Raw genomic sequence first — 14508 nt, 5'->3', positions numbered from 1 at the left:
CTGCAACTCGCCTGCCGCTTCCGCCGCGCCACATAGGTCGTGCGCGCTCAAGGCAAAGCCCGCCTCCGCTGCAGCAACCTGCTGCACCGGCACGCCATCATCACCTTGCACAAACACCGTCCGCAGCGCCTCATGCCGCGCCACGATCCGGTCCAGCGCGCGCACCAGCGCCTCTCGCTCAAGCCTCCCGATAAGCCGCAATCCAGCGGCTATGTGATAGGCCGTGCTCGCTTCCTCGAAACGAGACAGAAACCACAGCCGCTGCTGCGCAAACGACAGAGGGATAACTCCAATTCGTTCGGTCGAAATTATCGGCGGCAGTGCATTTCGACTCTTTAAGCCTTTTGACCGTGCCAGCCGAACCAACTGTTCGCGCTGCGAAAGGCTCGACCGATATAGCTCTGTCGTGTGGACTGACATCTTAGCAACTCACTTCATCCTGGAAGAGCACTGTCAGTTCGTTTTGGTCGAACTGAGCGAGTTGTGCATTCACAACTCTATCGGCCAATTGGCTTAGCCCGTCGTTTAAGAAGATTTCGGACAGAGGTAGCTCTACATCAAGGCTTCTCCTGAGCCGGACGACCAACATGACCGCCAGCAGTGAGTGCCCGCCGAGCGCGAAGAAGTTGTCGTGACGACCGATCCGCTCGACACCGAGCAGCTCCGACCAGATCCGGGCGATCGCCGCCTCGGTCTCGCCCTGCGGCGGCGCGTAGGCCTGCACCGCAAACGCATCCCCCTCCGGCGCCGGCAGCGCCTTGCGGTCCAGCTTGCCGTTCGGCGTCAACGGCAGACGCTGAAGATGCACATAGGCCGACGGCACCATGTAGTCCGGCAGCCGCGCCGCAAGATGGCCCCGCAGCTCCTCCGCCCCGATCGCCGCTTCGCTCACATAGTAGGCCACCAGACGCTTGTCGCCCGGAGCATCCTCCCGCGCGATCACCGCGACATCGCACACACCTGCATGCTCTGACAGCCGCGCCTCGATCTCTCCGAGCTCGATCCGGAAGCCGCGGATCTTCACCTGGAAGTCGTTGCGCCCGAGATACGCGATCGTCCCGTCTTCAAGCCAGCGCCCGAGATCCCCGGTCCGGTACAGCCGCGCGNNNCCGCCGAGCGCGAAGAAGTTGTCGTGACGACCGATCCGCTCGACACCGAGCAGCTCCGACCAGATCCGGGCGATCGCCGCCTCGGTCTCGCCCTGCGGCGGCTCGTAGGCCTGCACCGCAAACGCATCCCCCTCCGGCGCCGGCAGCGCCTTGCGGTCCAGCTTGCCGTTCGGCGTCAACGGCAGACGCTGAAGATGCACATAGGCCGACGGCACCATGTAGTCCGGCAGCCGCGCCGCAAGATGGCCCCGCAGCTCCTCCGCCCCGATCGCCGCTTCGCTCACATAGTAGGCCACCAGACGCTTGTCGCCCGGAGCATCCTCCCGCGCGATCACCGCGACATCGCACACACCTGCATGCTCTGACAGCCGCGCCTCGATCTCTCCGAGCTCGATCCGGAAGCCGCGGATCTTCACCTGGAAGTCGTTGCGCCCGAGATACGCGATCGTTCCGTCTTCAAGCCAGCGCCCGAGATCACCGGTCCGGTACAGCCGCGCTCCCGCCTCGCCCGAGAACCGGTCCTCCACAAACCGTTCCGCCGTCAGCTCGGGGCGGTTGAGATAGCCGCGCGCAACGCCGGCTCCGCCGATGTAGATCTCGCCGGCAACACCGATCGGTACCGGCTCGCCATGCCNCGCCGTCAGCTCGGGACGGTTCAGATAGCCGCGCGCAACGCCCGCCCCGCCGATGTAGATCTCGCCCGCGACACCGATCGGCGCCGGCTCGCCATGCTCATCCAGGATGTAGATCTGCGTGTTCGAAATCGGACGGCCGATATGCAGCACCGCCTCATCAGCCCCGAGCAAACCGGACGTGGCCACCACCGTCGTTTCCGTGGGACCGTAATTGTTGACCAGCGCGAATGGCAGCGCCTTGGGCAGCTTCCGCAAACGGTCGCCCCCCGTCAGCAGAACACGCAGATGCCGGTTCACGAGCCCCTGCGACAGCACAAACTCCGCCATCGGTGTCGGCAGGAAGCTCACGTCCAGCGGCTGCGTCTGCCACCAGGCCATCAGCGCTTCGGGATCCCGCGCCGTCTCAGGCCGCGGCACCACCAGCACGCCGCCGCAACACAGCGCCGGCCNCGCCGGCAGCGCCTTGCGGTCCAGCTTGCCGTTCGGCGTCAACGGCAGACGCTCAAGATGCACATAGGCCGACGGCACCATGTAGTCCGGCAGCCGCGCCGCAAGATGGCCCCGCAGCTCCTCCGCCCCGATCGCCGCGTCGCTCACATAATAGGCCACAAGACGCTTGTCGCCCGCGACATCCTCACGCGCGATCACCGCGGCATCGCGCACATCCGCATGCTCCGACAGCCGCGCCTCGATCTCCCCGAGCTCGATCCGGAAGCCGCGGATCTTCACCTGGAAGTCGTTGCGCCCGAGATAGGCGATCGTCCCGTCGCCAAGCCACCGCCCGAGATCCCCGGTCCGGTACAGCCGCGCTCCCGCCTCGCCCGAGAACCGGTCCTCCACGAACCGCTCCGCCGTCAGCTCGGGACGGTTCAGATAGCCGCGCGCAACGCCGGCTCCGCCGATGTAGATCTCGCCCGCGACACCGATCGGCGCCGGCTCGCCATGCTCATCCAGGATGTAGATCTGCGTGTTCGAAATCGGACGGCCGATATGCAGCACCGCCTCATCAGCCCCGAGCAAACCGGACGTGGCCACCACCGTCGTTTCCGTGGGACCGTAATTGTTGACCAGCGCGAATGGCAGCGCCTTGGGCAGCTTCCGCAAACGGTCGCCCCCCGTCAGCAGAACACGCAGATGCCGGTTCACGAGCCCCTGCGACAGCACAAACTCCGCCATCGGTGTCGGCAGGAAGCTCACGTCCAGCGGCTGCGTCTGCCACCAGGCCATCAGCGCTTCGGGATCCCGCGCCGTCTCAGGCCGCGGCACCACCAGCACGCCGCCGCAACACAGCGCCGGCCACACTTCCCAGCTCGAAGCGTCAAAGCTCAAACCAGCTACTAAGGAGCTGTGCGTCCCCAGACGCAGCGCGAAGGCCTCGCAGTGCCAATGCACCAGGTTGGCGAGACCGCGGTGCTCGACCATCACCCCCTTGGGCTGACCGGTCGATCCGGACGTGTAGATCACATAAGCGAGATGGCTCGCCTTGAGGCCTACCTCGCTCCGCGCCGGATTGCACGCGGGCGCCTCCGCCCATTGCGCCGCTNGCTTGCCGTTCGGCGTCAACGGCAGACGCTGAAGATGCACATAGGCCGACGGCACCATGTAGTCCGGCAGCCGCGCCGCAAGATGGCCCCGCAGCTCCTCCGCCCCGATCGCCGCTTCGCTCACATAGTAGGCCACCAGACGCTTGTCGCCCGGAGCATCCTCCCGCGCGATCACCGCGACATCGCACACACCTGCATGCTCTGACAGCCGCGCCTCGATCTCTCCGAGCTCGATCCGGAAGCCGCGGATCTTCACCTGGAAGTCGTTGCGCCCGAGATAGGCGATCGTCCCGTCGCCAAGCCAGCGCCCGAGATCCCCGGTCCGGTACAGCCGCGCTCCCGCCTCCCCTGAGAACCGGTCCTCCACAAACCGCTCCGCCGTCAGCTCGGGACGGTTCAGATAGCCCCGCGCAACGCCGGCCCCGCCGATGTAGATCTCGCCGGCAACACCGATCGGCGCCGGCTCGCCATGCTCATCCAGGATGTAGATATGCGTGTTCGAGATCGGACGGCCGATATGCAGCACCGCCTCGTCAGCCTCGAGCAAACCGGACGTGGCCACCACCGTCGTTTCCGTGGGACCGTAATTGTTCACCAGCGCGAATGGCAGGTCTTTCGGACATTTACGCAAACGGTCGCCGCCCGTGAGCAAAACTCGAAGATGTGGATTTGTGGCTCCTTGTGAGAAGGCGAACTCCGCTATGGGTGTCGGCAGGAAGCTCACGTCCAGCGGCTGCGTCTGCCACCAGGCCAGCAGCGCTTCCGGGTCCCGCGCGATCTCCGGCCGTGGCACGGCAAGCGTTCCGCCGCAGCAAAGCGGAGGCCAGGTTTCCCAGGTCGCGGCATCAAATCCTGAACCAGCCACCAGGGAGCTGCGCGTCTCTGCCTGGAGATTGAACGCGGCGCAGTGCCAATGAACCAGATTGGCGAGACTGCGATGCTCGACCATCACCCCCTTGGGCTGGCCGGTGGATCCGGAGGTGTAGATCACGTAAGCGAGATGGCTCGCCTTGAGGCCTACCTCGCTCCGCTCCAGATTATTCGCGGGCGCCTCCGCCCATTGCGCCGCTTCCGCGCCGATATCGAGCACCGGCACGCCGCTGGCCGCAAGCTCGGCCTCCACGACCGGCAGCACATCCAGCGCGCCGCCGCCCACCAGCAGCGCCGCCGGCGCACTGTCCTGAACCATGAACGTCAGCCGCTCCGGCGGATAGGCCGGGTCNCCGAGCTCGATCCGGAAGCCGCGGATCTTCACCTGGAAGTCGTTGCGCCCGAGATAGGCGATCGTCCCGTCGCCAAGCCAGCGCCCGAGATCCCCGGTCCGGTACAGCCGCGCTCCCGCCTCCCCTGAGAACCGGTCCTCCACAAACCGCTCCGCCGTCAGCTCGGGACGGTTCAGATAGCCCCGCGCAACGCCGGCCCCGCCGATGTAGATCTCGCCGNNNTCCTCCACAAACCGCTCCGCCGTCAGCTCGGGACGGTTCAGATAGCCCCGCGCAACGCCGGCCCCGCCGATGTAGATCTCGCCGGCAACACCGATCGGCGCCGGCTCGCCATGCTCATCCAGGATGTAGATATGCGTGTTCGAGATCGGACGGCCGATATGCAGCACCGCCTCGTCAGCCTCGAGCAAACCGGACGTGGCCACCACCGTCGTTTCCGTGGGACCGTAATTGTTCACCAGCGCGAATGGCAGGTCTTTCGGACATTTACGCAAACGGTCGCCGCCCGTGAGCAAAACTCGAAGATGTGGATTTGTGGCTCCTTGTGAGAAGGCGAACTCCGCTATGGGTGTCGGCAGGAAGCTCACGTCCAGCGGCTGCGTCTGCCACCAGGCCAGCAGCGCTTCCGGGTCCCGCGCGATCTCCGGCCGTGGCACGGCAAGCGTTCCGCCGCAGCAAAGCGGAGGCCAGGTTTCCCAGGTCGCGGCATCAAATCCTGAACCAGCCACCAGGGAGCTGCGCGTCTCTGCCTGGAGATTGAACGCGGCGCAGTGCCAATGAACCAGATTGGCGAGACTGCGATGCTCGACCATCACCCCCTTGGGCTGGCCGGTGGATCCGGAGGTGTAGATCACGTAAGCGAGATGGCTCGCCTTGAGGCCTACCTCGCTCCGCTCCAGATTATTCGCGGGCGCCTCCGCCCATTGCGCCGCTTCCGCGCCGATGTCGAGCACCGGCACGCCGCTGGCCGCAAGCTCGGCCTCCACGACCGGCAGCACATCCAGCGCGCCGCCGCCCACCAGCAGCGCCGCCGGCGCACTGTCCTGAACCATGAACGTCAGCCGCTCCGGCGGATAGGCCGGGTCCAGCGGCACATAGGCTCCGCCCGACTTCAGGATCGCCAGCAGACCCACGATCATCTCCGGGCTGCGCTCGATGCAGATCGCAACACGATCGTCCGGCTTCACGCCGAGCTTGCGCAGATGATGCGCCAGCCGGTTCGCCTGGGTGTTCAGCTCCGCATAGCTCAGCCGGCGCTCCTCATGCACCACCGCCACCGCATCCGGCGTCCGCTCGGCCTGCGCCTCGAACAGCTCGTGCACGCATGTATCCTGCGGATAATCCGCCGCCGTCGCGTTCCACTCCACCAGGACACGATGACGCTCCGCGTCCGGCTGCAACGGAATCCGGACGATCTGACGTCGTCCGTCACCTACCATTTCCTGAAGAACATTCACCCAGTACTGCGACCATCGCTCGATCGTAGCCTGATCGAACATCTCTGATGCGTAATCAAAGAAGCAAGAGATCTCGTCATCGACCGGTATCGCCGTTACGAACAACTCGATCTTAGGCCCACGCCCCGCCCCCATCGGCGTGCGCCCGAAACTAGTCAGCCGCAATCCTCCCCACGGCACGGACGCTGCGCCGCTCTCACCGCCGATCAACTCTGCCAAACCATCCTCACCTCGCGAGTTCTGCATCGCGAACAGGGTCTGACAATAAGGCTGAAGCGAAGATGCTCTCGACGGATTGAGACGCTCAACCAATTCTGCGAACGGATATTCCTGATTGATCATCGACTGTCGGGCAAGCCGACGTACCTGCTGCAGGAGTGCAGCCACGTCCATCTCTGCTGTGAGCACCGATCGTAAGACGACCTGATTGACAAACGTGCCAACAACATCCGCCCACTTCCGACGCCCTCGGCCGGGCATGATGGTTCCGACAGCAACACGCTCTTGGCCCGTGAGCCGGTGGAGCAAGGCGAAATATCCGGTCAACAGCACGACATACATTGATGAGCCTGTCACCCGCGCAAGCTCATTCAACGCTGAAGTGAGGTTGCGGTCGATCGTGACTCGCACGATGCCTCTGTCGGACAAATCTACATTCGAAGCCGCTTCTTTCGGCAGATCGAGGGGAGGAAACTCTTCAGTGAGCGCCTCCCGCCAATACTCGAGCTGGCGACGCGATTCGCTGCTCTTTAACCAACGCTCCTGCCATTCAACATATTCAAAGTACGCCGGCTTCTTGGCGATCGAGTTACTTGGTACCGCCTCGATGCTCCCGACATCCGCCTCGTACATCGAGCCAAGCTCGGCAATCAGACGCCACATCGACCACCCATCGAACACGAGGTGATCACAGATGATCTGAATGACTGCCTCTTCTTCGGCGCAATCGTAGACGACGACCCGGACCAACGGAGCCACGTCGAGATCGAAGGGCTTGCACCAATCATCCCTCAGAATATCTTCAAGTGCGTCTGAGCCGACTCCGCGCACATCCCGCCGCGAAACCGCGATCTCAGCTCCCCACTCGATTGTCTGTTTCGGCTCACCGAACGCGTCGATGAACCGGACGCACAACATTGGATGCTTGAGCCGCAGGACGTTCAAGACCCTATGCAGGCGCGCCAGATCCAACTCGCCGAAAATACGCGCGCAGAAGCTTATATTGTGTGTTCCCCGCGCGTGAGGATACAATTTATACGAGAACCAAAGGGAACGCTGGATTCGAGACAGAGGACTCCAAATCGAATCGCCAGAATTGCCTGCACGACGCTCCGGAACAAAGTTGCGATTCATCGACATCCCCTCAGCGTCAACGACAAAGGGGGTAGACTCGGCAGTCCAACCAATTACTACCGGAACAGCCCACCCAAGTTGCGAAGAGCGCTCTCTCCTCGGCCATTCTAAGAAAAGCGACGGCTTCGACTTGGGATGATCCTAACTTAGTCTTCATATCCAGAAGCTGACAGATCCAAACTACGCAATACAACCTTAAATAGAATATTATCGATTGATCGAGTAGAAATCTCGTCCTGCCAACAATGGCCGCAGCAACAGGGCTGCCGCAGACCGACAACGCCCAGCAGAAGCGCGCGATTACCCGAAGCGAAATCACCAGGGCGCGCGGCTACAACTATTGTCCCGCGCCAGATACTACGCGGATCTTGTTAGCTACCGGAAGCACTGCGTCGACATCACCCCTGAATTCACGCACGCTCGACACACTCTCTCCAATCGCCGACGACGGACAACGTGGATGTGCGGCGCGCAGACCCCGTCACGACGAGACTGGCAGTCTGCTGAAGAACCGGCGCGTGGTCACGGATCTCGGTGATGTTGCGTTCCGGACGAGAGACCGCTGTCGGCGCGATGATCTCCGCCACGGACGTGGCCTCATGCGCCAATCAGCTTGAGCATCCGGGCGACGTTAGAGCCGATCAGCTTGAGGAGGACATCGCTAGGCACACGGTCGCGACCCCGATGCTTGGCTTGGCGTATGGTTCCGTGCTGCTTGATCATGGCCAGACATGGACGGGGCGATATCCGTACCTCACCCGTGTCTGACAGACGTCCTTGATCCGATTCTTGAGAGCCGCCTGGTCGCCACGCTTGGACTTGTAGACGTACCGTGCGCGATCGATCCGAAGTGCCGAACAGGCCCGCCTGATCGAGACCTTCCAGTCGTTCCGCACCTTGTCGACAAGCTCACGCTTGCGGCCAGGCTTCAGAGCTTGTTTTGAGAGCACATCCTGCAGCATGGCCTTTGCCTCCACCAGGATCGGCACGCGGACACCGCACGCCTTGCGGCGGGTACGGCGCTTGCGCACTGCGAGCCCTTCCTCCCGGTAGAGCCGGTGGATCCGATTGATCCCGGACGGCTCGCCCTCACGCGGCAGCAGGATGAACAGCCGCCGATAACCGAAGCGCCGCCGCTCGCAGGCGAGCTCACGCAAGCGCCGCCGAAGCCCGGTGTCAGGTGGCCGACGGAATCCGTGCGCTTCGACCTCAAGGATTTACAACCGGATCGACCGTGGCTATGCGGCAACGATCCACAAGGCGCAGGGCATGACTGGGGACCGCGTCCATGTGCTGGCGATGCCGGGCATGGACGCCCACAGCCGCTGGATCGCAGATCCGGTCGGATGGCGACCCAGAGATCGATTCCCAGACTCAGGCCACAACCAGAGGCTCGAGTCGTGATGAACACGAAATAGCTTGGTCCGGGTGCAATCAGGAGACGTGACTACCCGCCGTCGTGCCATCCCGCAATTGCGGCTTCGGAGCTCTTGGGCCGTCGACCGAGCGGTACTGCGAAGCGCGGATGATGCGTCGGCAGATTTTTCCGACGGACTTGGCAACAGCAGTGCTTCGCTCGCGTGTGGTTGCTGGACGGTAACCAGCCCGAGCGGTCAGTGCGCGGAACTTCACGCAAGTCATTGATTTCATTGGTACAGTTGGGTGGGCTCGAACCACCGACCTCCTGTTCCACAGACAGGCGCTCTAACCAACTGAGCTACAACTGCATCCGTCATGACGCCACCCCGCAAGGGGGCGCCGAACGGGCCGGAAACTAGGTGCAACGCGCGAATTTGGCAAGGCCGAGAACGGATAAAGTCGCGCGCCATACCTCCGTTTGTTTCACCCCACGGGACCGCCCCGAGACCGGTCTCCAAAAAATCGAGCTCGCAAACGGCAAATTTGCGAGCCCCAGAAAGCTGAGAATTGCCGTTCCGGCAGCGCCGCGCGCTCCACGGACAAGCCGCCGGTCTCAGGCCGCGGTCTTGAACAGCTTGGTGGCGCTTTCCTTGATCGGCTCCACGGTCTCGGTCGCAACCTTCTGGCCGAGCTCGGCGAGTTCCTTGGCCTGACCGGTGAACGTCTCGAACTGCTTGCGCACGAAACCGCTCCACAGCTCCAGCGCCTCGGACGGCGACTTCACGCCGAACAGCTCCTGAGCGAAGTCGAGCGAAGCCGTCGTATTCGCCTTGGTGAACTCCATGACCTTGGACGAATAGGTGCCAGCGCCCTTGCTTGCGTTGGCAAAAAACGCCTCGATGGCCGAATTGTGGGTCTCGGCTGCATCCTTGAATTTGGCATAGTTTTCGCGGGCCTGCGACACGCCTTTTTCGGCGAGCGCGCGCACCTGCTCGGGAACCTCGAATGGAATGATGGACGCTGAGAAAGGATCGGTGGCATTGGTCATGGCATGCATCCTTCGAACATTGACGTTGGACCGGCCCGGCAATCGGGCGTCACTTCGGATCACGCAGAGGAACCGCCCCTGGGAGGTAGCAACAACCTCGCGTAGAGCTATATCGTGTCGAATTTGTGCAACGCAATGAAAATTCCACAATCAGGAACTCCCGCCGGATTCGGATTTGCAGGATAGGCTTGATTGATCGCGCGCTTCGACAGTGCTCAGGGCCTGCAGCGCGCCGAACAGCGGGGGCACCACGACTGCCGCCTTGGTCTGTTCAGGCTCTGCCATACTCAACCGCGTCGCCATCCTTGTGGCAGGGCAGCGGCCTTACCGAGCTGACGGATGTCCCCACTGGGGCGCGGCGGGAACACATTAAGGTTATCCAAGCTTTAGCACGCCAGGACCTCGGGCCGGCCGTGGACCTCGGACGGCAACATGCGCGATAGTAACGAATTCTTAACGCTGCCGTTGCGGCGCCGATCAACGTCATGAGAGCCACCGCCGTCGTCGCGCCATGAACCACGCCGATTTCGAGTTGCAGGCCTTGAGCGACCTCCGGCTGGCCGTCCATGCCGCGGGCAGCCTGCCGGCATGGCTGTGGTCGGCGGACGGCAGCCGCGTATTGTGGGCCAACGCCATGGCTGCGCGGGCTCTCGGTGCGGCCAACAGCTGGGCCCTGGTCGACAAGAGGTTCGGACCGGCCGATCAGCACCGCCGTCAAGTGGCTCAGCTGGCGCGCCGGCTGCCGGAAAATGGCGCCATTCGGCTCGAGCGCCTGCGCGGGTTCGGCGCGCCGCTCGGCGCGCTTGCGACGTGCGGTTGCGCGATGATCGACCTGCCGGACGGCATGCGCGCCGTCCTGATCACCGGCACGGACAACAGCGGCCGCAGCTGGCCGCTGACGGAGCGCCTGAGGCGGCTTGTCGAGAACAGCGGTCTCGCGCTGATCGCCTTCACCGCGCATGGCGAGTTCGCCGGCATCAGTACAGCCGGACGGCGCCTGTTCGGCATCCACGACCTCAGCGCGCCGCTGTTTGCGGATGTCCGCAACGAGGCGCTGACCGCTGGCTTCGCCGAGATACAGTTCGGCGACGAGCGCGCCGTGCTCCACCGGGTCGGCGCTGGCAGCCAAATCGGGCTGGTCGCAGTCCCGGCGCCCACCCCGGCCGTCAAGCAAGCGGAGCCGAACGCCGACGTTCCCGTTGACGCCGTCCCTGTTGCCGAGACGGCTGCAACACCTCCCCACCCCGCCAATCCTGCCCCCGAGGTCGCGGCCGAGTGTCCGCCTCCTCCCTCGATGGATGCAATGACTGAACGCCCGTTGGACGACGAGACATCAGCGCAATCACGCGAAGCGGCTGCCGCATTCGCTCCGCTCGACGAACCCGCCGTGCAGGCGCCGCCGGTCGTCGGCATCGACCGCCCGGAGCCAACGTCTTCCATCGCGGCCGAGACGGCTGACGCTGACGCGACGGCTTTTGCGCAATCCGACCTTGCGCCGGCCGCAGATGCGCCGCCACAGCAGGACAACATCACCGTGTCGACCCGTGACGGGTCCGTCGCGTCGGACGCGCCTCCCATCGACAATGGTGGGCTCGAAGCGGCGGGCAATGTCGTGCCTTTCCGCCCAGCCGGCGAAACCAAACATCCGGCGCTGACGCCGGTGGAGAACAATGCCTTCCATGAGCTCGCGCGCCAGCTGTCGGCAAGGCTTGAAGGCGACAACCGCAATGCGCCGGCGGACGCGGCAGCGGCGACGCATGAGCCGGCGGCGCAAGTGACCGAACCATTCGACGCGCCGCATGTCCCCACGTCATTGCTCGGCAGCGATGCGAGCGATCAGCCCACAGCCGGGCTGCAGGCCGAGTGGCTCACGCCCGAGCAACCGCCCGCCCAAGGCGACAGCCAGCGTGACCGCATCCTGCTGGATCTGCTGCCGACGGGAATGCTGATCTATCGGCTTGACCGCCTGCTCTATGCCAATCCGGCATTTTTCAAGCAGATGGGCTACACCGATCTCGCGACTCTGGAGCAGGCCGGGGGCCTCGATGCGCTCTATGTCGGACCCGGCGCGCCCGCCGGCTCTGGCAAGCCCGAGGTCGGCACGCCGGTGACGATCTCGGCGGCCGACGGCTCCTCCAGCGAGGAGATCAAAGCCGAGGCGCGTCTGTTCACGATCACCTGGGACGGCGACAGCGCGCATGCGCTGATCTTCGCGCCCGCACCTGGCCCGGCGGCCACCGCCGTGTCCGCTCCGGCCGAGACCGGATCGGCCCCCGCTCCTGCACCGGCCGCACCGGCGCCGCTGGTCCTCGCGCCGCCGCCCGTCGCCGGTCATGCCGACGCGGAAGATCTCGCCGCCATCCTTGACGTCACCGCGGAGGGCATCCTGATGTTCGATGCTGGCGGCAATATCCACGCCTGCAATCGCAGTGCCGAGGCCATGTTCGGCTATGACGGAACGGAGCTCGTCCGCCGCAACATCATCGAATTGTTCGCGCCGGAAAGCGCAAGGCTGGTGCTGGATCATCTCGACCGTGTGCAGCAGGCGGGGACCGCCAATGTGCCGGAGCCGAGCCGCGAAGTCTTGGGCAAGGTCGCCCAGGGCGGCGCCATCCCGCTGTCGATGACGATCGGCCGGACCAGACAAGACGGTCCGAATTTCTTTGCCGTGTTCCGCGACCTGTCGCAGCTTCGTCGCGGTGAAAGCGAGTTGCTGCAGGCGCGGCGCGTCGCCGATCGCGCCGCCAGCGCCAAGGCCGACATGCTCGCGCGGATCAGCCACGAAGTGCGGGCCCCGCTCAACGCCATCATCGGATTTGCCGAGGTGATGATCGGTGAACGCTTTGGAACGCTCGGCAACACGCGCTACGCCGAGTACATGAAGGATATCCGCGCGTCCGGCGAGCGCGTGGTATCGCTGATCGACGATCTGCTCGAATTGTCGCGCATCGAGACCGGCAGACTGGAGCTTGCCTTCACCAGCCAGAATCTGAATGAGCTCGTCGAGGGCTGTGTGGCGGTGATGCAGCCGCACGCCAACCGCGCCCGCATCATCATCCGCACCTCGCTGTCGCAGAGCCTTCCGCCGGTCATCGCCGATGCCAGGGCGCTGCGCCAGATCGCCATGAACCTGATCTCGACCTCGATCTCGCTCGCCAATGCCGGCGGCCAAGTCATCGTCTCCACGGCGACGTCGGATTTTGGCGAGGTGGTGCTGCGCGTGCGCGACACTGGCCACGGTCTCAACGACCAGGCGGTGGCCGCCGCGCTCGAACCGTTCCGCGCGACGGCGGGGCCCGAGCAAGGCCATGACGGCTCGGGTCTCAGCCTCTCTCTCACCAAGGCGCTGGTCGAGGCCAATCGCGCGCAGTTTCACATCAAGGCGGCGCCGAAATCCGGCACCTTGCTCGAGGTGGTGTTCTCGCGCGCGGTGGCGCGCAATCAGAGCACCGCCTGAGCCGCTCCCGATGCGCGAACCGCCAGTGCGCGCAGCTTGAGGCCGAGCAGCAGCGGTCCGAACGCCAGCGCATAGCCGGCAAAGGCCACGATCCAGGCGAACGCAGCCACGTGCAGAAGCCCCTCGGCATGGCTCGGCGCCAGGACCGCGCAGATCCGCGTCGAGGCGGCGATCAGGATGGCCAGATAGATCGCCTGGGTCGCAGCCGACGCCGTCAACGGCTGTCCAGTATGGCCGAGTGTGGCGCGTGTCATCACTGCGAGCGTCGTCACGCCGGCGGCCCCCGCCATCCATGCATGCAGCCCGGCGCTCGGCAGCACCCATCCGAAGCTCGCCGCCGCACTCATCAGGAAGCCGAGTGGCACAAAGGCGTAGCCGATATGCAGGATCACCAGCAGCCGCTCGCGGAAGGTCCGATCGCCGGCCCAGCGCCCGAGTCTCACCACATGCATCACGCCCGCCGCCGCCAGCACGTAGCCGGTTGCGACGCTCTCCGGCACCACGACCCAGCCGGCCAGACTGAGCGCGCTGAACAGCACGACGGCCATATCGAAACGGCCGAACGGCACCGGCAGCCGCCCGGGATTGTGCTTCACCAGCCAGTTGCGCGTGAAGCTCGGCGTGATGCGACCACCGATCAAGGCCAGCAGCAGCACAACGACCGCGACTCCGATACGGATCGCATAGTCGGCCGAGCCGTGCAGATGGGCTTCGACATGGAACGCGACGTTGCCGGCGCACAACACACCCACGATGGCCACGACCGGCAGATTGTGCCAATTCCGTCCCGCAGCGATCTCGCGCGCTGCAGCGAGCACGACCAGCAACAGAAAGCCCGCATCGATCAGCAGCGCGGCCCACCAGGGGCCGAAGGCCGAGAACGTGACGGCGATCCGCCCCGCCAGCCACAGGGTCACCAGCATCAGCAGAGGCATGCCGCGAATCGGCAGGCGTCCGGTCCAGTTCGGAATTGCAGTGAACAGAAATCCGGTCACGATGGCCGGCAGGTAGCCATAGAGCATTTCATGCACGTGCCAGTCGCGAGGGGCGAAGCCTGAGCTCAGCTTCAGCTCTCCGTAGAAGGTCGGAAGCCAGACCAGGATCGTCAGCGCGGCCTGGATTGCGCCGAGCAGGAAGAATGGCCGGAACCCATTCGCGAGGAAAGTCCAGCCCTGATAGTTGCGTGGATTGGCCATAGGCGTGCTCGCTTGCTTGACGACGGGAACCGCGCCCCGATGGACGCCGTTTTCCAGATATAATCGACGTTCGGCGATGAGGGGTTGTGCCAGCACAAACTTCCGATCACGCCAGAAAACATGCTAT

Annotated in this window: 4 protein-coding genes, 1 tRNA gene and 3 pseudogenes (1 of these 8 only partly in view); 1 reads left to right on the top strand and 7 read right to left on the bottom strand. The window is 64.4% G+C overall.

The features are described from left to right. The 6 genes and pseudogenes from HL671_RS08305 to HL671_RS08275 form a co-directional block, all read right to left on the bottom strand. On the bottom strand, positions 1-420 hold the 5' portion of the coding sequence (locus HL671_RS08305; protein WP_172236103.1) for a condensation domain-containing protein. Its footprint begins 45 nt before the window's first position; 420 of the gene's 465 nt are visible here — the first part of the coding sequence; its start codon is at positions 418-420; its stop codon lies beyond the left edge, outside the window. Between the two features lies 1 nt (position 421). Then, positions 422-2191 (bottom strand): annotated as a pseudogene (locus tag HL671_RS39265) (amino acid adenylation domain-containing protein); the annotation flags it as partial. Between the two features lie 6 nt (positions 2192-2197). Next, positions 2198-7321: pseudogene (locus HL671_RS38755) on the bottom strand (amino acid adenylation domain-containing protein); the annotation flags it as partial. 962 nt (positions 7322-8283) lie between these two features. Continuing rightward, positions 8284-8508 (bottom strand): annotated as a pseudogene (locus tag HL671_RS38255) (IS3 family transposase); the annotation flags it as partial. A 463-nt stretch (positions 8509-8971) separates the two neighbouring features. Then, a tRNA-His gene (locus tag HL671_RS08280) sits at positions 8972-9048 on the bottom strand. Between the two features lie 245 nt (positions 9049-9293). Further along, a complete protein-coding gene (locus HL671_RS08275) occupies positions 9294-9728 on the bottom strand; it encodes a phasin (protein WP_012046642.1) in 435 nt (144 codons plus the stop codon). Positions 9729-10239: 511 nt separating this feature from the next. Here HL671_RS08275 and HL671_RS08270 point away from each other — a divergent pair. Beyond that, entirely contained in the window at positions 10240-13185 is a 2946-nt protein-coding gene (locus HL671_RS08270; RefSeq protein WP_172236102.1) for a PAS domain-containing protein, read from the top strand. Here HL671_RS08270 and HL671_RS08265 read toward each other — a convergent pair. Continuing rightward, positions 13170-14381, bottom strand: a complete 1212-nt coding sequence (locus HL671_RS08265) for an NnrS family protein (protein WP_172236150.1) — start codon at positions 14379-14381, stop codon at positions 13170-13172. The two genes, HL671_RS08270 and HL671_RS08265, sit on opposite strands and share 16 nt — an antisense overlap. Between the last annotated feature and the right edge of the window lie 127 nt (positions 14382-14508).

Origin of the sequence: Bradyrhizobium denitrificans (genome assembly GCF_013179005.1) — a bacterium.
Taxonomy (GTDB): domain Bacteria; phylum Pseudomonadota; class Alphaproteobacteria; order Rhizobiales; family Xanthobacteraceae; genus Bradyrhizobium; species Bradyrhizobium denitrificans.
The sequence above is the reverse complement of the archived record's forward strand: the minus strand, read 5'-3'. Positions and strand labels throughout refer to the sequence as shown.